Annotated in this window: 15 protein-coding genes and 1 pseudogene; 10 read left to right on the top strand and 6 right to left on the bottom strand. The window is 73.9% G+C overall.

Annotated elements, in window-relative coordinates:
* Positions 1-269: pseudogene (locus F8274_RS31330) on the bottom strand (hypothetical protein); the annotation flags it as partial.
* 373 nt (positions 270-642) lie between these two features.
* On the opposite strand from F8274_RS31330, the gene F8274_RS21805 reads away from it, so the two are divergent.
* The 3 genes from F8274_RS21805 (at position 643) to F8274_RS21795 (ending at position 5,357) form a co-directional block, all read left to right on the top strand.
* Positions 643-837: a hypothetical protein gene (locus F8274_RS21805; protein ID WP_007456482.1), complete on the top strand. Its 195-nt coding sequence runs from the start codon at positions 643-645 to the stop codon at positions 835-837.
* Between the two features lie 303 nt (positions 838-1,140).
* Positions 1,141-4,725, top strand: a complete 3,585-nt coding sequence (gene smc / locus F8274_RS21800; RefSeq protein WP_151464230.1) for a chromosome segregation protein SMC — start codon at positions 1,141-1,143, stop codon at positions 4,723-4,725.
* Between the two features lie 11 nt (positions 4,726-4,736).
* Positions 4,737-5,357, top strand: a complete 621-nt coding sequence (locus F8274_RS21795; protein WP_151464229.1) for an HAD-IA family hydrolase — start codon at positions 4,737-4,739, stop codon at positions 5,355-5,357.
* A 69-nt stretch (positions 5,358-5,426) separates the two neighbouring features.
* On the opposite strand, the gene F8274_RS21790 is transcribed toward F8274_RS21795, so the two are convergent.
* The 5 genes from F8274_RS21790 to F8274_RS21770 all read right to left on the bottom strand — a co-directional run bounded on the left by F8274_RS21790 (position 5,427) and on the right by F8274_RS21770 (position 10,377).
* Positions 5,427-5,957: a DinB family protein gene (locus tag F8274_RS21790; protein WP_151464228.1), complete on the bottom strand. Its 531-nt coding sequence runs from the start codon at positions 5,955-5,957 to the stop codon at positions 5,427-5,429.
* A 42-nt stretch (positions 5,958-5,999) separates the two neighbouring features.
* On the bottom strand, positions 6,000-6,488 hold the full coding sequence (locus F8274_RS21785; protein WP_091268745.1) for a universal stress protein: 489 nt from the start codon (positions 6,486-6,488) through the stop codon (positions 6,000-6,002).
* Positions 6,489-6,492: 4 nt separating this feature from the next.
* A complete protein-coding gene (locus F8274_RS21780) occupies positions 6,493-8,112 on the bottom strand; it encodes an MDR family MFS transporter (protein WP_151464227.1) in 1,620 nt (539 codons plus the stop codon).
* Positions 8,113-8,225: 113 nt separating this feature from the next.
* Complete coding sequence (locus F8274_RS21775; protein WP_151464226.1) at positions 8,226-8,651, bottom strand: MarR family winged helix-turn-helix transcriptional regulator; 426 nt, start codon at positions 8,649-8,651, stop codon at positions 8,226-8,228.
* A gap of 13 nt (positions 8,652-8,664) precedes the next feature.
* The gene (locus F8274_RS21770; RefSeq protein ID WP_151464225.1) at positions 8,665-10,377 is read right to left on the bottom strand and encodes an alkaline phosphatase D family protein; all 1,713 of its coding nucleotides are present in this window, start codon (positions 10,375-10,377) and stop codon (positions 8,665-8,667) included.
* A gap of 146 nt (positions 10,378-10,523) precedes the next feature.
* Here F8274_RS21770 and ftsY point away from each other — a divergent pair, with 146 nt between their 5' ends.
* The 7 genes from ftsY (at position 10,524) to F8274_RS21735 (ending at position 18,665) form a co-directional block, all read left to right on the top strand.
* The gene (ftsY, locus tag F8274_RS21765; protein ID WP_151464224.1) at positions 10,524-11,717 is read left to right on the top strand and encodes a signal recognition particle-docking protein FtsY; all 1,194 of its coding nucleotides are present in this window, start codon (positions 10,524-10,526) and stop codon (positions 11,715-11,717) included.
* Positions 11,692-12,588, top strand: a complete 897-nt coding sequence (locus F8274_RS21760) for an aminoglycoside phosphotransferase family protein (protein ID WP_192579927.1) — start codon at positions 11,692-11,694, stop codon at positions 12,586-12,588. The genes ftsY and F8274_RS21760 overlap by 26 nt, the downstream gene beginning before the upstream one ends.
* A 178-nt stretch (positions 12,589-12,766) precedes the next feature.
* Positions 12,767-14,179, top strand: coding sequence for an ammonium transporter (locus F8274_RS21755; protein WP_151464222.1), 1,413 nt, complete (start codon positions 12,767-12,769; stop codon positions 14,177-14,179).
* Between the two features lie 25 nt (positions 14,180-14,204).
* Positions 14,205-14,543: a P-II family nitrogen regulator gene (locus tag F8274_RS21750; RefSeq protein ID WP_192579926.1), complete on the top strand. Its 339-nt coding sequence runs from the start codon at positions 14,205-14,207 to the stop codon at positions 14,541-14,543.
* 10 nt (positions 14,544-14,553) lie between these two features.
* Positions 14,554-16,875, top strand: coding sequence for a [protein-PII] uridylyltransferase (locus F8274_RS21745; RefSeq protein ID WP_151464220.1), 2,322 nt, complete (start codon positions 14,554-14,556; stop codon positions 16,873-16,875).
* Between the two features lie 76 nt (positions 16,876-16,951).
* A complete protein-coding gene (locus F8274_RS21740) occupies positions 16,952-17,854 on the top strand; it encodes an ABC transporter ATP-binding protein (protein ID WP_151464219.1) in 903 nt (300 codons plus the stop codon).
* Positions 17,844-18,665: an ABC transporter permease gene (locus F8274_RS21735; protein WP_151464218.1), complete on the top strand. Its 822-nt coding sequence runs from the start codon at positions 17,844-17,846 to the stop codon at positions 18,663-18,665. The genes F8274_RS21740 and F8274_RS21735 overlap by 11 nt, the downstream gene beginning before the upstream one ends.
* Positions 18,666-18,669: the final 4 nt, after the last annotated feature.

Genomic DNA, 18,669 nt, shown 5'->3' with positions numbered 1-18,669 from the left:
CACCCGTGCGTCCCGGCGTCGGCCGGGGGGAGGTGGCCGGTGCGCTCGGGTGTGGGGTCGTCCCGCCACGGGGTGGCCGGGGCGTCGGCCTGCCAAGCGCCGGTCGGCGCCTCGGTCCGGTCCGGGCCGGGCTGCCCCGGCTCGTCCCCGAAGAGGTAGGACGACCGCGGCTCGGGCCGGTCGGTGAGCCAGGCCGGCCCTTCGTCGGTCGGTGGCTCGGGGCGTCGGGAGACGCCATCCGGGTCGATCGGGTCGGTCCAGCGGTACACGCCTGTCCCCTCCACGGGTCGGTTGCGGGCCGCAGTGACGCTACGGGCGCGGTGCGAGCTGCGGCAACGTGGCTAAGAAAGAGTTAAGGGGAACCCGACAGCAAGGGTGAGGCGTTCACACATTCCCGGGCGTACAGTAAAGGCGTCCGGACAGAGCGTGTCCGCGCCTTGTGGCAACCCCCCGACAAGTGGACCGGTGGACGTGGAGATGATCTACGGCCTGCGGGAACTTGACGAAGGAGGGGGGTTCGGCTCAATATATAGGTGTCGCCAGTCGCGCCCAGCCATGCCCGGATTTCGCGGGGATGGCAGCCGCGAACATCATGGGCGCGCGTTGGCCGGCCTTTCCGGCAGCGCATATCAAGGAGTCAGCATGGCGAAGGCCCTCTACGGCCACGTAGGTGCAGCGCCCGACCGGCGTCTGCTCGACGAGGTCACCCGACTGCGTGCCAGGGTTCAGGCACTGGAGTTCGAGATCACGCGTCTGCGTGCCGACAACGATCGGCTTGCGGCGGCTGCGGCGGAGGCGGATGACCTCCTCCGACTGGCCGAGCCCGCGCTGACCTGATCTCCGGTCGTCGGAAAACTGAATCGCACCACACAGAAAACGCGCGCCGACACTTCAGTGCCGGCGCGCAGCTTTTTGTTTTCCGGGCCTCATTCCGCGATCTTGCTGGCCTGCCCCGGAATTGCGTTCCGCAATTATGATCTTGCACTTTTCCGTGGCGTACGCCACACCGCCGGAATCCGGACACCTCCGGCACCGGGTGGGTCGCGTACCAGGCTCTCCCCGGCCGCGGGTTAGTCTGCGGGTTCGCCAGGTCCGCGCAGCCGGCGACGGTACGGCGGCCACCGGACGAGGATCGAGAAGGTGCATCTCAAGAGCCTGACGGTGAAGGGCTTCAAGTCCTTCGCCTCCGCGACGACGCTGAAGCTGGAGCCGGGGATCACCTGCGTGGTCGGCCCGAACGGCTCCGGCAAGTCCAACGTCGTCGACGCCATCGCCTGGGTCCTCGGCGAGCAGGGCGCCAAGGCGCTGCGCGGCGGCAAGATGGAGGACGTCATCTTCGCCGGCACCGCCGGGCGGGCGCCGCTGGGCCGGGCCGAGGTCACCCTCACCATCGACAACACCGACGGTGCCCTGCCGATCGAGTACACCGAGGTCTCCATCACCCGCCGGATGTTCCGCTCCGGCGAGAGCGAGTACGAGATCAACGGCGACTCGTGCCGGCTGCTGGACATCCAGGAGCTGCTCTCGGACTCCGGCATCGGCCGGGAGATGCACATCATCGTCGGGCAGGGCCGGCTCGACGGCATGCTGCACGCCAAGCCGGAGGACCGGCGGGCGTTCATCGAGGAGGCCGCCGGCGTCCTCAAGCACCGCAAGCGCAAGGAGAAGGCGCTGCGGAAGCTCGACGCGATGCAGACCAACCTCAACCGGCTCACCGACCTCACCGCCGAGCTGCGCCGCCAGCTCAAGCCGCTGGGCCGGCAGGCCGAGGTGGCTCGCCGGGCCGCCGCCATCCAGGCCAACCTGCGCGACGCCCGGCTGCGGCTGCTCGCCGACGACCTGCACACCCTGCGCACCACACTGGACCGGGAGATCGCCGACGAGACCGCGCTGCGCGAGCGGCGCGAGCAGATCGAGGGCGAGCACGGTGAGGTGCAGGCCCGCCTCGGCGAGCTGGAGGCGGCGCTCGCCGAGGACGCCCCACTGCTCGCCGCGGCCCAGGACACCTGGTACAAGCTCTCCGCGCTCCAGGAGCGGTTCCGCTCGATCGAGCAACTCGCCCGGGAACGGCTGCGGCACCTCAGCGCCTCCGGGGACGACGAGCGCCCCGGCCGCGACCCGGAGCAGCTGGAGGCCGAGTCCCGGCGGGTCCGCGAGCAGGAGGAGGAGCTGCGGGCGGCGCTCACCGACGACCAGATCCGGCTCGCCGAGGCGGTCGAGCACCGGCAGGAACTGGAGCGGCAACTCGCTGCCGCCGAGCGGGAACTGGTCGCCGCCGCCAAGGCCATCGCCGACCGGCGCGAGGGCCTGGCCCGGCTGACCGGCCAGGTCAACTCCGCGCGGGCCCGGACCACCAGCGCCGGCGAGGAGATCGAACGGCTCGCCGCCGCGCACACCGACGCCCTGGCCCGCGCCGAGAAGGCCCAGGGCGAACTCGACGCGGTCGCCGAACAGTCCACCGAGGCCGACCGGGACAACGCCGACCTGGACGCCCGGCACGCCGAGGCGGTCGCCGTGCACGAGCAGGCCCAGGCCGCCGTGCGCAGCCTCGCCGACGCCGAGCGGGCCGCCGAGAAGGACGCGGCGACCTGGAAGGCCCGCGAGGAGGCGCTCGCCCTCGGCCTGCGCCGCAAGGACGGCGCGGGCGCCCTGCTGGCCCGCGCCGACCAGGTGCCCGGCCTGCTCGGCAGCCTGGCCGGGCTGCTCACCGTGGCCCCGGGCAACGAGGCGGCGCTCGCCGCCGCGCTCGGCGGGCTCGCCGACGCGGTCGCGGTCAGCGGCGTGGACGAGGCCGTCGAGGCCATGCGCCTGCTCAAGATCTCCGACGCCGGCCGTGCCGGCCTGCTGGTCGGCAGCCCCGCGGGCCCCGGCATGGCCGGCTCCGCCGACGCGCTGCGCCCGAAGCTGCCCGACGGCGCCCGCTGGGCCCCCGACCTCGTCGAATGCTCCGCCGAGATCCGCCCGGCGGTGCACCGGGCGCTGCGCGACGTGGTGCTGGTCGACGACCTGGCCGCCGCCGCCGAGCTGGTCGCCGGCAACCCGGAGCTGCGCGCGGTCACCCCCGACGGCGACGTGGTCGGGGCGTACGCGGCGGCCGGCGGGTCGGCCAAGGCGCCCAGCTACATCGAGGTGCAGGCCGCCGTCGAGGAGGCCCGGACCAACCGGGCCACCGCCGAGCGGACCAGCGCCGAGCTGCGCGAGCAACTGGTCGAGGCGCGCGCCGAGGTGGCCGCCGCCAAGGAGGCCGTGCAGCACGCCGCCGCCGCCAAGCGGGAGGCCGAGAGCCACCGCAACGCCGCCGCCCGCCGGCTCGCCGAGCTGGGCGCGGCCGCCCGGTCGGCAAAGGCGGAGACCGACCGGCTCGGCGAGTCCCGCGCCCGCGCCGAGGCGGCCCGGGAACGCGACCTGGCGGCCCTCGCCGAGCTGGAGGAACGGCTCCGGCTGGCCGAGGCCACCCCGCTCGACGCCGAACCGTCCACCGAGGAACGCGACCAGCTCGCCGCCATGGTGCCGCAGGCCCGGCAGAACGAGATGGAGGTCCGGCTCGCCGTGCGTACCGCCGAGGAGCGGGTCGCCTCGATCGCCGGCCGGGCCGACTCGCTCGCCCGGCAGGCGACCGCCGAGCGGGCCGCGCGGGAGCGCGCGGCCGCCCGGCGCGCGGCCCGCACCCGCGGCGCGGAGATCGCCCGGGCCGTGGTCGGCGGCGCGCGCGAGGCGCTCACCCGGCTCACCGTCTCGATCGCCCGGGCCGAGGAGCACCGCGACGAGGTGGCCCGCGAGCGCGCCGCCCGCGAGGCCGAGCTGTCCGAGGTACGCGGCGCGGCGAAGCGGCTCGGCGCCGAGCTGGAGCGGCTGACCAGCCAGGTGCACCGGGACGAGGTGGCCCGCGCCGAGCAGCGGCTGCGCATCGAGCAGTTGGAGGCGAAGGCCGCCGAGGACTTCGGCCTCGACGTGGCCACCCTGGTCGCCGAGTACGGCCCCGACCAGCTCGTCCCGCCCACCGACGCGGACCTCGCGGCGGCGGAGAAGGAGGGCACGCCGGTGCCCGAGCCGGTCCGCTACGAGCGGCCGGTGCAGGAGAAGCGTGCCGCCAAGGCGGAGCGGGAGCTGGCCCTGCTCGGCAAGGTCAACCCGTTGGCGCTGGAGGAGTTCGCCGCGCTGGAGGAACGCTTCAAGTTCCTCTCCGAGCAGCTGGAGGACCTCAAGGCCACCCGCCGGGACCTGCTCACCGTGGTCAAGGACGTCGACGACCGCATCCTGGAGGTCTTCGCCAGCGCGTTCGAGGACACGGCGCGGGAGTTCGAGCAGGTGTTCACGGTGCTCTTCCCGGGCGGCGAGGGTCGGCTGGTGCTCACCGACCCGGAGGACCTGCTCACCACCGGCGTCGAGGTCGAGGCCCGGCCGCCCGGCAAGAAGATCAAGCGGCTCTCGCTGCTGTCCGGCGGCGAGCGGTCGCTGACCGCGGTGGCGATGCTTGTGGCGATCTTCCGCGCGCGGCCCAGTCCGTTCTACATCATGGACGAGGTGGAGGCGGCCCTCGACGACGTCAACCTGGGCCGCCTGATCACGCTGCTGGCCCAGCTCCGCGAGAAGAGCCAGCTCATCGTGATCACGCACCAGAAACGCACCATGGAGATCGCCGACGCGCTCTACGGCGTGACCATGCGCAGCGGGGTCACCCAGGTGATCAGCCAGCGGCTCAACCGGGCCGACGACGAGGGGTAGGGGAACAGCGAGTGAGTCGGGAACGCGCCACGGCGCTCCTGGTCGATTTCGACGGCGTGCTGCGCCGCTGGGACCCGGCGGTCGCCGCCCGGGTCGAGCGGGAGTACGGGCTGACCGAGGGCGTCCTCGGCGAGATCGCCATGTCCTGGGGGCTGCTCCAGCCGGTGCTCACCGGCAAGGTGAGCCACGCCGAGTGGATGACCAGCGTGGCCGACGCGCTCACCCCCTCGGTCGGCGACCCGGGGCGGGCCCGGGCCGCGGTGGACGCCTGGCAGAGCTACCGGGGGGAGGTCGACCCCGAGGTGCTCGGCTTCATCCGGGAGGTCCGGGCGGCCGGCGTGCGGGTCGGGCTGGGCACCAACGCCACCGACGTGCTCGACGCCGACCTGGCCGCGCTGGACCTGACCGACGAGCTGGACGTCGTGGTCAACTCCTCGGTGGTCGGGGTGCACAAGCCGGCGAAGGAATACTTCCAGGCGGCCTGCGAGGCGCTGGGGACGCCGCCGGCGCGGGTGCTGTTCGTGGACGACGAGGACCGGGCGGTGGCCGGCGCGCGCGTGGCCGGGCTCTCCGCCCACCGCTGGAGCGGCCCGGCCGACCTGCGCTACATCCGGGCGGCGCTGGCGTTCTGAGCCGGCCGGCTCGCCGGGGTGGCGGGTTCCGGTGGGCCGGGACACCGCCACCGCACCGGCCGGGGAGGGTCAGTCGCCGGTGACGCCGTCGATGCGCTCGCGGAGCAGGTCGGCGTGGCCGTTGTGCCGGGCGTACTCCTCGATCATGTGCACGTAGACCCAGCGGAGGTTCATGTCGTCCGCGGTGCCGTCCCGGCGGGGGCGCCGGAAGGTGTGGTCCAGCGACAGGCCGGCGGCGGCCTTCCGGGCCGCCTCGACCTCGGCGCGGAGGGTGGCGAAGGCCTCCGCCGGGTCGGCGTCGGCGACGGCGTTCAAGTCCGCGTCCGGGTCCTCGTCGCCGTCGTAGAGGCCGGGGATGTCCTCCCCGGCGGCGCGGATGCGGAACCACCAGCGCTCCACGTCGGCCATGTGCCGGACCAGCCCCAGCAGGGTCAGGGTCGACGGCTCGACGCTCGCCGTCCGCAACTGCTCGGCGGTCAGGCCGGCGCACTTGTGCAGCAGCGTGTCGCGGTGGTAGTCGAGCCAGCCTTCGAGCATGGCGCGCTCGTCACCGACGTAGGGCTCGGTCCTGCGGTCGATCTCGGGTGCTCTCCAGGTCATCCGGTCATCCTGCGGCCCGGGTGCGACACCCGCGACCGGATTTCAGGGCACCACCACGACCGGCCAGCGGCCGGTGCGGACCAGCCGGGTGGCCACCGAGCCGACCAGCTTGTGGCCGGCCTGCTCGGACGACCCGACCACGACCAGGTCGGCGCGCTGTTCGTCGGCCGCCTTGGCCAGTTCGGCGTACGCGTCGCCGCGCCGGCACAGGAAGGTCACCGGCAGGCCCAGTTCCTCGGCGCCGCGCCGGCACTCCTCGCGCAGTTCGGCGGCCAGCTCGTCCTGGGTCTGCTGAACCGCCCCGGCCACCACGCCGGACATGATCGCGGTGTACGGGGACGGCGAGCTGACGAAGACCACCACCAGCCCGGCGCCCTGCCGGCGGGCCAGGCCGGCCGCGTACGAGGCGGCGCGCAGCGAGGTGCGGCTGCCGTCGACGCCGACCAGCACCACCCGGGGCCCGTCCGTGCCGCGTTCGAACGGCAGCGGCCGGGCCTCCGGGCCGTACTTCTCACGCTCGGGGGCGTCCATCGGGTCAGTCCCGTCCGCCCGTGCGTACCACCGGGGCGCCGGCGCCGGCCGCGACGGTCGACTCCCGCTCGACCTCGGTGGAGATCGCGTCGCTGTTGGTGCGGCGCAGCGGCACCTCCTTGATGAACACGACCGCGATCAGCGCGATCAGCCCGAACGGGGCGGCGGCCAGGAAGATGTCCCCGGCGCCGTGCCCGTACGCGGCCTCGACGACCGCGCGGATCGGGGCGGGCAGGGTGTGCACATTCGGCAGGGTACCGCCGCTGCCGGAGCTGGACGCCGGGATGCCGAGCCCGGCGAGCCCCTCGGCGAGGTAGTCCTTGACCTTGTGGCCGAGGATCGCGCCGAGCGCGCTCACGCCGATGGCGCCGCCCAGGCTGCGGAAGAAGGCGACCACCGAGCTGGCCGCGCCGAGCTCGTGCGGGCCGACGGTGTTCTGCACGGCGAGGACCAGGTTCTGCATGGTCATGCCCAGGCCGAGGCCGATCAGCGCCATGAAGACGGCGAGCCGCCAGTACGGGGTGTCCGCCCGCATGGTGCCCATCAGCGCGAAGCCGGCGGTGAGCAGGGCCGAACCGGCGACCAGGTAGCGCTTCCAGCGGCCGGTGTTGGTGATGACGCGGCCGACCACGGTCGAGGCGACCAGCAGGCCGAGGATCATCGGCAGCGTCATGAGGCCGGACATGGTCGGGCTCTCGCCGCGGCTGATCTGGAAGTACTGGCCGAGGAAGACGGAGGCGCCGAACATGCCAACGCCGACCGCGATGCTGGCGACCACCGCGAGGGTGATGGTGCGGTTGCGGAACAGGCGCGGCGGGATCATCGGCTCGGCGGCCCGGTTCTCCACCCGGAGGGCGAGCGCGCCGAGCAGGACGGCGCCGGCCACCATGACGGCGCTCTGCCAGGACAGCCAGTCGTACTTGTCGCCGGCCAGGGTGACCCAGATCAGCAGCAACGAGACGGCCGCGGTGATCAGGGTGGCGCCCCACCAGTCGATCTTCGCCTCCCGCTTGACCACCGGCAGGTGCAGGGTCTTCTGGAGCACGACCAGGGCGAGGGCGGCGAACGGCACGCCCACGTAGAAGCACCAGCGCCAGCCGAGCCAGTCGGTGTCGACGATGACGCCGCCGATCAGCGGGCCGCCGATGGTGCCCACGGCCATGACCGCGCCGAGGTAGCCGCTGTACCGGCCGCGCTCGCGCGGCGTGATCATCGTCGCCATGATCACCTGGGCCAGGGCGGTGAGCCCGCCCGCGCCGATGCCCTGGAGCACCCGGCAGGCGATGAGCTGGCCGGTGGACTGGGAGAGCCCGGCGAGCACCGAGCCCAGCACGAAGATCGTGAGGGCGAGCTGGACCAGGATCTTCTTGCTGGTCAGGTCGGCGAGCTTGCCCCAGATCGGGGTGGTCGCCGTGGTTGCCAGCAGCGTCGAGGTGACCACCCAGGTGTACGCGGACTGGCCGCCGTGCAGCTCGGTGATGATCCGCGGCAGCGCGTTGGAGACGACCGTGGAGGAGAGGATCGCGACGAACATGCCCAGCAGCAGGCCGGAGAGAGCCTCCAGGATCTGCCGGTGGGACATGTCGACGGCGGTCGCCCGGGCGGGCGCTGTCGCCTGCGTCATCGTGGAATGCCTCCGGAGAAGACGGGGGAAGAGTTGCTTCGGGCAACCGTATGGCTTGGTTGCCTCAAGCAACAACCGCACGTGGCGCAGGTCTTATTCCAGGGCGGATCCGGTCAGAAGGTCTCGTTGAACCGGTGCATGAGCCGGGCGAAGTCCTCGACGTCCTGGATCGGCCAGGATTCGAGCGACCGCCGGATCTGTCCGAGTCGCGCCGCCCGCGCGGCGTCGAACCGGCGGGTGCCCTCCTCGGTGAGGCTGAGCTGGGCGGCCCGCCGGTCCGTCGGGTCCGGGTCGCGGCGGACCAGCCCCAGCGCCTCCAGGCCGCCGATCTGCCGGCTCAGCGTGCCCTTGCCGATGCCCAGCTTGGCGGCCAGGTCGGTGAGCCGGATCGAGCCGGACCGGCGCAACCAGAGCAGCAGCCCGTAGGCGTTCGGCTCCAGGTTCGGATGCACCTCGCGGGCGATCTCCCAGGACAGCGCGCGACCGCGCCGCAGCAGCGCGGTCAGTTCGTGCTCCACGGCGCGCAGGCTCTCGTCCACGCTGAGAGGGTACTCACACCTCGTCGCTGAGCCGTTGGCGCGCCACCGTGCGCAGGTGCCCGTCGCTCGTGGTGCCCTCGATGACCACCTCGGCGTTCCGGCCCCGGTGGGTCAGCGTGGCCACGGCGTTGCCGAAATAGGGCCCGGCCAGCTTCTTCCACCGCACCGGCGCGCGACGCACCCCGGCCGAGCGGGCCAGCGCCCGGGCCGCGCCGGCCGGCCCCGGGTTCCAGCCGAGCCGCATGAGCGGGCGCATCCCGGCCGGCACCTGGTTGTGGATCGGCGAGCAGGTGAGCTGGTGCACCGGGGTGCCTACGCTCTTGTCGGCGAACCGCGCCCGGGCCACGTACGAGTGGTGCACGTCCCCGGAGAGCACGCTGATCGAGGCCGGCCGCGAGTACGCCGGACCGGCGCCGACCCGGGCCCCCTCGCGCGGCGCCGTGCCGCTGCCCAGCCGGGCGAACAGCTCGCCGAGCGCCTCGAAGGAGCGCCGGAACGAGGCCCAGTGCTCCAGGTCCCAGGCCCGGCGCATCTGCTCGGCGACCTTCGCCACCCAGGGCCGGCGGGAGTCGGCGAGCCGCTCGTTCCACGCCTCGACGTGGTGGATGCCGGGCGGCAGCAGCCAGGGCAGGGACGCCCCGACCACCAGGTGGTCGTAGACGCCGTGCGCCCGGTCCAGGAACCAGGACCACTCACCCGGCGGCAGCATGGCCCGGCTGCCCGCGTCCAACACCCGGCTCGAGCGGTTGTCCAGCATGACCAGGCGGGTCCGCCCCAGGTCCAGCGCGTAGCTCCACTGGTACTGCACGGCCCGCCAGCGCTCGGTGTCGTGCGCCACGTCGGCCTCGGAGTCGACCCGATCGCCGAACTCGTGCAGCACGCCCGTGGCGTCCTCGGCGGCGGTCACCTTGGCGTAGACCGGGTCGGCGGCGATCTCGTCCGGGGACAGGTTGCCCAGGTGCTGGTAGACCCAGTAGGAGGCCAGGCCGCTGCGGATGCGCTCCGCCCACCAGGGCTGCGCGCGCATGTCCGCCCGCCACGACGCCGAGGTGTTCCAGTCGTCGATGATCTCGTGGTCGTCGAAGATCATCACGCTCGGCACGGTCGAGAGCAGCCAGCGGATCTCCGGATCGCGCCAGGACTCCAGGTAGAGCTTGGTGTACTCGTCGAAGCTGACCACCTGGGTGGCCGGCGCGCCCTTCGGCCGGCGCCGCCGCCGCTTCAGCAGCCGGCGCACGGTCGGCGACGTCTCGTCCGCGTAGACCTGGTCGCCGAGGAGCACCAGCAGGTCGGGCAGGGCGTCCGGGTCGGGGGCGGCGATCAGCCGCCGGGCGTACGCGTCCAGCGCGTCCGGGGGCAGCCGGCGGGCGGTGGCGTGCTGGGTGGTCTCCCGGCAGGAGCCGAAGAGCAGGGTCACCGGCTGGTCCCGGTCGTCCGCCGCCCGGGTCCGGATCACGCTGGCCGGGAAGCCGCTGTCCGGCACCGGCCAGGCCACCTCGTCGTCGACGAGCACCTCGTAGGTGGTGCTGCTGTCCGCCGCCAGCCCCGACACCACCACGATCGCGTAGTGGTGGTCGTACGCCGAGAAGGTGGGCGCGCTGCCGGTGGCGCCGTCGGCCGTGCGGACGGTGACCACGGCGGGGGCGCTGGTCTCCACCCAGACGGTGGCCCGCGTGCCGACGACCCGACGCAGCAGCGGGCCGATGAGCAGACGGGAACCGGTCACGGCGCACCTCCGAGGAAGATCATCATTCCTTTCCTACCCGGCCGGCGGTTGCGGCACGCCTTCCAGCCGCGAGCGTACCCGCAGCTCGTTCACGTGCCGAGGCGGTGAGTGGGACGCCGTCGCCGGCATCTGACAGGATTTCGGGCATGACGGAATACCTCCTCGTCGCACTCGCCCTGCTCGGCGTGCTGATCCTCGGCGGCCTCAGCCTCGTGGTGCCCCGGTTGCGCCGGCGCCCGGAGCCGCCGCTGCCGGAGACGGAGGTCGACACCCGGGCCGAGGAGGACCTGGCCGGGCCGCCGGTCGAGGCCGCGGAGTCGGACCTGCGCACCGGCGTGCTGGTCGAGCCGCCGCCCGTGGTCGAGGCGCCGCCGCTGCCCACCATCGAGGTCCCCGAGCCCACCGCCGGCCGGCTGGTGCGGCTGCGCTCCCGGCTGTCCCGCTCGCAGAACGTCTTCGGCAAGGGCCTGCTCGGCCTGCTCAGCCGGGACCGCCTCGACGAGGACACCTGGGAGGAGATCGAGGACAGCCTGATCACCGCCGACGTCGGCATCGACTCCACCCGCGAGATCGTCGACCGGCTGCGCGAGCAGACCCGGGTGCTCGGCACCCGCTCGGTCGGCGAGCTGCGCACCCTGCTCGCCGCCGAGCTGGTCAACGCGCTCGACCCGACGCTCGACCGGTCGCTGAAGACCGCCCCCAAGGAGGGCGTGCCGGCGGTGCTGCTGGTCGTCGGGGTCAACGGCGCCGGCAAGACCACCACCTGCGGCAAGATCGCCCGGGTGCTCATCGCGGACGGCCGGACCGTGCTGCTCGGCGCGGCCGACACCTTCCGGGCCGCCGCCGCCGACCAGCTGGAGACCTGGGGCGGCCGGGTGGGCGCCGAGACCGTCCGCGGCCCCGAGGCCGCCGACCCGGCCAGCGTCGCCTTCGACGCCGTCAAGCGGGGCATCGACACGAGGGTCGACACTGTGCTGGTGGACACCGCCGGCCGACTGCAGAACAAGGTCGGCCTCATGGACGAGCTGGGCAAGGTCAAGCGGGTGGTCGAGAAGCACGGCCCGATCGACGAGACCCTGCTGGTGCTCGACGCCACCACCGGCCAGAACGGCCTGGAGCAGGCCCGGGTCTTCACCGAGGTGGTCAACGTGACCGGCGTGGTGCTGACCAAGCTCGACGGCACCGCCAAGGGGGGCATCGTGATCGCCGTGCAGCGCAAGCTGGGCATCCCGGTCAAGCTGGTCGGCCTCGGCGAGGGCCCGGACGACCTGGCCCCGTTCGACCCGGCGCAGTTCGTCGACGCGCTGCTCGGCACTGAGCCGATCGCCCGGGACGCGTAGCCTCGACGTGACGACTGACGATCGCGCCTACGCGGGGTGGCGCGACCCCAGCAACCCGTCGCCACGCCTCGGGAGACCGTACGTGACTTCGCAGGAGATTCCGCTCCACGGCGGGAACGTGAGCACCGTGGTCCGGGTGGGCGACACCGTCCGGCGCAACGCCGGCCCGTGGACCCCCTCGGTCCACGCGCTGCTGCGGCATCTGGAATACGTCGGCTTCACCGGCGCGCCCCGCGCCCTCGGCATGGACGAGCGCAACCGGGAGGTCCTGTCGTACCTGGAGGGGGAGTGCGGGGAGTACCCGCTGGCCCCGCACTGGGTCACCGACGAGGCCCTGGTCACCGTGGCGACCATGCTGCGGATGTTCCACGACGCCCAGTACGGCTTCACCCCGCCGCCCGGTGCGGTCTGGCGCTCGTTCGGCCCGCCCCCGCCGGACACCGAGGTGATCTGCCACCACGACGCCGCCCCGCACAACGTGATCTGGCGGCCCGACGGCACCCTCGGGCTGATCGACTTCGACCTGGCCTCGCCCGGCGCGCGGATCTACGACGTGGCGTACGCGGCCTGGACCTGGGTGCCGATCTTCTCCGACCGGGACTCGATCACCCTCGGCTGGAAGCACCCCGACCGGCCGCGCCGGCTGCGCCTGTTCGCCGACGCGTACGGGCTGATCCCGCGGGACCGGCACCGGCTCATCCGGACCATCCGCAAGCGGATCGTCGACCACGTCGAGGGCATCCGGCGGATGGCCGCCGCCGGCGAGCCGGCGTTCGTCCGGATCGTGCACAAGGGCCACCTGCGCCGGCCGATGCGCGACCTGCGGCTGCTCGACTACGAGCGGCACGCCCTGGAGCACGCGCTGCGCTGAGCGGTCTCCGCTCGGGTGATCATCGTTCTTCACACGCCGGAAACAACCCGTCACGCGCCGGAAATCGAGCGGTGTCGGTGAAGGAAACAGCCGCCGAGCAAGCTTCCGCGCAACCGGCGTACGGGCGACGCTGCCCCGGAAGCCGCGAAGGAGGAGACTTCACCTTTAGGAGGCCAGCGTGCCTGAAGCACCGACGATCGACGGCGGCAACACCGTTTGGCTGCTGGTTTCGACCGCTCTCGTGCTGCTCATGACCCCCGGCCTGGCGCTGTTCTACGGCGGACTGAACCGGGCCAAGGGCGTGCTCAACATGATGATGATGAGCTTCTCGGCCATCGGGCTCATCTCCCTGCTGTGGTGGTTCTACGGTTTCAGCGTCGCCTTCGGGGCTGACGTCAACGGTTTCTGGGGCGACCCCGCCGCGTACCTCGGCACCAAGACCTTCCTGGCCGAGACCGACCTCTGGGGCGCCACGGCGGAGAACCCCAGCGGCATCGGCGTCCCGCTCTACGTGTTCATGGCGTTCCAGATGGTCTTCGCGGTGATCACCGTGGCCCTGATCAGCGGCGCCATCTCGGACCGGGCGAAGTTCGCCGGCTGGCTGCTCTTCGCCTTCGGCTGGGCCACCCTGGTCTACTTCCCGGTCGCCCACTGGGTGTGGGGCGGCGGCATCATCGGCGCCAAGCTCCACGCGCTCGACTTCGCTGGCGGCACGGCCGTGCACATCAACGCCGGCGCTGCGGCCCTCGGCGTTGCCCTGGTCCTCGGGAAGCGGGTCGGCTGGCCCCGCGAGGGCATGAAGCCGCACAACATCCCGCTGGTCGCGCTCGGCGCCGGCCTGCTCTGGTTCGGCTGGTTCGGCTTCAACGCCGGCTCGGAGCTGACCGTCGACTCGGTGGCCGGCCTGGCCTTCCTCAACACCCAGCTCGCCACCGCGGCCGCGGTGCTCGGCTGGCTGGCGATCGAACGGATCAAGGACGGGAAGCCGACCATGGTCGGCGCGTCCTCCGGCGCCGTGGCCGGTCTGGTCGCCATCACCCCGGCCTGCGGCTTCATCGCCCCGTGGGCGGCCGTCCTGCTCGGCCTCGTCGCCGGTGCGGTGTGCGCGCTCGCCATCAGCCTGAAGTACCGGCTCGGATACGACGACTCCCTCGACGTGGTGGGCGTCCACTTCGTCGGCGGCTGGATCGGGTCGCTGTGGCTCGGCCTCTTCGCCACCAACTCGGTCAACGGCGCGATCAGCGACGTGGTGGGCGCCTCCGACGGCCTCTTCTACGGCGGCGGCCTGACCCAGCTCGGCCGGCAGGCCCTCGCCGGCCTCATCGTCACCGTGTGGTCGGCCGGCGTCGCCTGGTTGCTCGCCCTCGCCATCGAGAAGACGATCGGCTTCCGGGTGGCGGCCGAGGCCGAGGTCGACGGCATCGACGTCGCCGAGCACGCGGAGAGCGCGTACGACCTGTCGCCCACCACGGGCGGCGGCGCCGGGGGCGCGTTCGCCATGGCGGGGATCGGCGGCGCCAGGCCGGCCCCGGAGCCCACCGACGCGGCGGAGGAGCCCGCCGAGCCGGTCAGCGAGAAGGTCGCCGGTTAACGTTCCTGGGATGGAGGGGTTGGACATGAAGCTGGTGACCGCGGTCATCAAGCCGTACCAGCTGGACGCGGTGAAGGAGGCCCTGCACGCCCTCGGCGTGGCCGGCCTGACCGTCAGCGAGGTCCAGGGCTACGGCCGGCAGAAGGGGCACACCGAGGTCTACCGGGGTGCCGAGTACACGGTCGAGTTCCTGCCCAAGATCCGGGTCGAGGTGCTCACCGACGAGATGGACGTCGACAAGATCGTCGACGCCATCGTGGGCGCCGCCCGGACCGGCAAGATCGGCGACGGCAAGGTCTGGGTGACCGACGTCGAGGAGGTCGTCCGGGTGCGCACCGGCGAGCGCGGGCTCGACGCCCTCTGAGGACGTCCCGATGACCTCGTTGATCAAGGAGAACGCGTCGGGACACCCCGGTGACGGTGACGCGAACTTCTTGGTCAACGAGGTCGTCGGCGTGCCGGGCGGGATCGGGGTCGACGCCCGGCGGGCGCGGGCAGCGGCGCTGGACGGGTGGCTGGGCTCCGCCTTTCCGCAGCGGGCGGGGATCGCCCTGGTCGCGGTCGGCGGGCTGGGGCGGCGGCAGTGCGCGCCCTACGGCGACGTCGATCTGGTGCTGCTGCACGCGGGGGTGCCCGGCATCGACGAGCTGGCCGCCTCGCTCTGGTATCCGATCTGGGACGCGGGGCTGCGGCTGGACCACTCGGTGCGGACCGTCCCCGAGGCGCTCTCCGTGGCCCAGGACGACGTCAAGGTCGCTCTCGGCCTGCTCGACGCCCGCCACCTGGCCGGCGACCCGGTGCTGGCCGACCAGCTCGTCCGCACCGCCGCCGACCACTGGCGGCGCACCGCCGTCCGGCAGCTCCCCCGCCTGCGCGAGATCACCACCGCCCGCTGGGAGGCCCACGGCGAGCTGGCCTTCCTGCTCGAAGGCGACCTCAAGGAGGCCGCCGGCGGGCTGCGCGACGTCGGCCTCCTCCGGGCCATCGCCACGGCCGGCGTCACCGACGCGCTCCGGCCCGCCGTGCACGCCGCCCACCGGCGGATCCTCGACACCCGGGACGCCCTGCACCAGCAGGTCGGCCGCCGGGTCGACCGGCTCGTCGCCCAGGAACGCGACGGCGTCGCCGCCCTGCTCGGGCTGCGCCAACCGCTGACCGGGGACGCGGACGCCGAGGCGGCGCCGGTCGGTGACGGCGACGCGCTGCTGCGCCGGGTGGCCGGGGACGCCCGGACCGTCAGCCACGCCCTCGACGACGCCTGGCGGGCCGCCGACCGGCTCCGCTCCGGCCGGCACCGGGGCGCCGGCGGCCGGCCCCTGCGCCGCCCCGTCGCCCGGGACGTGGTCGAGCAGGACGGCGAGCTGGTCCTCGCCCGCACGGCGATCGGCGCCCGCCCCGACCCGAGCCTGTCGCTGCGGGTCGCCGCCGCGGCGGCCACCACCCGGCTGCCCATCGCCCGGGCCACCTGCGAGTGGCTGGCCGCGTACTGCCCGCCGCTGCCCGCGCCCTGGCCGCCGGCCGCCCGGGCCGCGCTGATCACCCTGCTCGGCGCCGGTCCCGGCCTGGTGCCCGCCTGGGAGACCTGCGACCGGTACGGCCTGATCGACGGCTGGCTGCCCGAGTGGACCCGGCTGCGCAGCCTGCCCCAGCACAACCCCGTGCACCGGTTCACCCTGGACCGGCACCTGGTGCAGGCCGCGTACGAGGCGAGCCGGCACACCCGCGACGTGGACCGGCCGGACCTGCTGCTGCTCGGCGCGTTCCTGCACGACATCGGCAAGGGACTGCCCGGCGACCACAGCACCGTCGGCGCGCCCCTCGCCGAGGCGGTGGCCACCCGGATCGGGCTGCCCGACGACGAGGCGGCGCTGATCGCCAAGCTGGTCCGGCTGCACCTGCTGCTGCCCGACGTGGCCACCCGGCGGGACCTCTCCGACCCGAAGACCGTCGCCGGGGTCGCCGAGCGGGTCGGCGACACCACCACCCTGGACCTGCTGCACGGGCTGGTCCGGGCCGACGCCGCGGCCACCGGGCCGGCCGCCTGGTCGGACTGGAAGGGGCGGCTGGTCGCCGAACTGGTCGCCCGGGTGCGGACCGCCCTGGACACCGGCGTGGTGCCCGCCCCGCCGGCCCCCGACCCGGCGCTGGTCACCGGGCCGCTGCCGGTCGTACACCTCGGGGAGGACCGGGTGTCGGTGGCCGCGGCCGACCGGCGGGGGCTGCTCGCCACGGTGGCCGGCTGCCTGGCCCTGCACCGGCTGGAGGTGATCTCCGCGGACGCCGCCACGGTCGACGGCCGGGCCCTCGTGCAGTGCCGGGTGCAGCCGCGCTACGGCCTGGCCCCCGACCCGATCGCGCTCACCGCCGACCTGCGCCGCGCGGTCACCGGCGACGTCTCGGTCACCCAGCGGCTGCGCGGCCGGGCTCTCGCCGCGCGGACCCGGGGCGCCGCGCCCCGGGTGGTCTGGCACCGCGAGGCCGCCACCGACGCGGTGCTGCTGGAACTGCGCGCCGCCGACGCGGCCGGGCTGCTCTACCGGGTCACCTGCGCCCTCGACGAGGCCGGCGCCCAGGTGCGGGCCGCCCGGATCTCCACCCTCGGCGGCGACGTGGTGGACGCCTTCTACCTGGTCGGCGGCTGGCCGTCCGAGGCCGAACGGTGCCGGATCGAGGCCGCCGTGCTCGCCGCCGTCTGACTACGTCCGGCGACGTAGTCCGGAAGCCGCCGCCGGGGCGACGTGCAGGGGGGCGTCCAGCGGGACGCTCGGGGGCATGAACCTGCCAGTGCAGACCGAAGGGCTCACCAAACGGTACGGCGGCCTGACCGCCGTGCACGATCTCCAGCTCACCGTCCGGGCGGGCGAGGTGTACGGCTTCCTCGGCCCCAACGGCGCCGGCAAGACCACCACCCTGCGCATGCTGCTCGGGCTGGTCCGGCCCACCGCCGGCACGGTCCGGCTGCTCGGCCGGCCACCCACCGCCGGCCGGCTCACCGGCGTCGGGGCGCTGATCGAGGGACCGGCCTTCTACCCGTACCTGTCCGGGCGGGAGAACCTGCGGGTGCTGGCCCGCTACGCCGGGGTCGGCGCCGACCGGGTCGCGCTCGTGCTCGACCTGGTCGACCTCACCGACCGGGCCGGCGACCGCTACGCCGGCTACTCGTTGGGCATGAAGCAGCGGCTCGGCGTGGCCGCCGCGCTGCTGAAGGACCCCCGCCTGCTGATCCTGGACGAGCCGACCAACGGCCTCGACCCGGCCGGCATGGCGGACATGCGCACCCTGATCCGCCGGCTCGGCGCGGCCGGCTGCACCGTGCTGGTCTCCAGCCACCTGCTCGGCGAGGTCGAGCAGGTGTGCGACCGGGTCGGGGTGATCGCGCGCGGCCGGCTAATCGCCGAGGGCAGCGTCGCCGAGCTGCGCGGCGCGGTCGGGCTGCGGCTGCTCGCCGACCCGCTGGACGCGGCGGCCGCCCGGGCGCGGGAACTGGTCGGCGCCGAGCAGGTGCGGGTGGTCGACGGCGGGCTGGAGCTGGCCGTCGAGCCGGACCGCGCCGCCTGGCTCAACACCGAGCTGGTCGGGGCGGGGCTCGCCGTGCGCGAGCTGCGCCCCCGGGAACGGGACCTGGAGCAGGTCTTCTTCGACCTCGTGGAGAGGGGAACGGCCGATGTCGCGTAGCTTCCGCGCCGAGACCGTCAAGCTGGTCCGGCGGCCGGCCAGCTGGCTGCTGCTGGCCATCACGCTGGTGCTCGCACTGATCTTCACCTACGTCTTCCCGTACGCCGGCCTCGCCGGCGGCACCGACGGGCCGAACACCGGCCGGGCCCTGCCCGCGCTGCTCCCCGACCAGCTGGTCGGCAACTCCCTCGGCGGCCTGCCGGTCTTCCTCGGCTCGATCCTGCTGATCCTCGGCGTGCTCACCGTCGGCGGCGAGTACGGCTGGGGGACCTGGAAGACCGTGCTCACCCAGGGCCCGACCCGGCTGGAGGTGTACGCGGGCAAGCTCCTCGCCCTCGCCGTCGCCGCGCTGGCCGTGGTGCTGGCCGTGTTCGCGGTCGGCGCGGTGGCCAGCGTGCTCATCGCGTCCGCCGAGGCGCAGCCGGTGACCTGGCCGGCGATCGGCGACCTGCTCACCGGAGTCGGGGCGGGGTGGCTCATCGCCACGATGTGGGCCATGCTCGGTGCCGTGCTGGCCGTCGCGCTGCGCGCCGTGGCGCTGCCCGTCGGCCTCGGCCTGGTGTGGATGCTCGCCGTGCAGAACCTGCTCGCCGCGATCGCCGCGCCGCTGGTCGACTGGGTGGCGAAGGCGCAGGACGGGCTGCCCGGGCCGAACGCCGGCTCGCTGGCCGCCGCGCTCGGCGCGTCGGGTGACACCCCCGGAGTGGCGGCCACCGTCGGGGGCGGGCAGGCGGCCGCGGTGGTGGCCGCGTACCTGGTCGGGTTCGCGGCGGTCGGCGCGGTGCTGTTGCGCCGCCGGGACATCGGCTGACACG

It is taken from the genome of Micromonospora sp. AMSO31t, from assembly GCF_008868175.1.
Lineage (GTDB): Bacteria > Actinomycetota > Actinomycetes > Mycobacteriales > Micromonosporaceae > Micromonospora.
Note: the sequence above shows the minus strand (reverse complement) of the source record. Positions and strands in the feature narration are given on the sequence as shown.

Bases quoted from the DNA above. Each gene is read 5' to 3' on its own strand.
- F8274_RS21780 (WP_151464227.1), bottom strand. From the start codon at position 8,112: ATGACGCAGGCGACAGCGCCCGCCCGGGCGACCGCCGTCGACATGTCC.
- F8274_RS21750 (WP_192579926.1), top strand. From the start codon at position 14,205: ATGAAGCTGGTGACCGCGGTCATCAAGCCGTACCAGCTGGACGCGGTG.
- F8274_RS21790 (WP_151464228.1), bottom strand. From the start codon at position 5,957: ATGACCTGGAGAGCACCCGAGATCGACCGCAGGACCGAGCCCTACGTC.
- F8274_RS21785 (WP_091268745.1), bottom strand. From the start codon at position 6,488: ATGGACGCCCCCGAGCGTGAGAAGTACGGCCCGGAGGCCCGGCCGCTG.
- F8274_RS21735 (WP_151464218.1), top strand. From the start codon at position 17,844: ATGTCGCGTAGCTTCCGCGCCGAGACCGTCAAGCTGGTCCGGCGGCCG.
- F8274_RS21805 (WP_007456482.1), top strand. From the start codon at position 643: ATGGCGAAGGCCCTCTACGGCCACGTAGGTGCAGCGCCCGACCGGCGT.
- F8274_RS21745 (WP_151464220.1), top strand. From the start codon at position 14,554: ATGACCTCGTTGATCAAGGAGAACGCGTCGGGACACCCCGGTGACGGT.
- ftsY (WP_151464224.1), top strand. From the start codon at position 10,524: ATGACGGAATACCTCCTCGTCGCACTCGCCCTGCTCGGCGTGCTGATC.
- F8274_RS21740 (WP_151464219.1), top strand. From the start codon at position 16,952: ATGAACCTGCCAGTGCAGACCGAAGGGCTCACCAAACGGTACGGCGGC.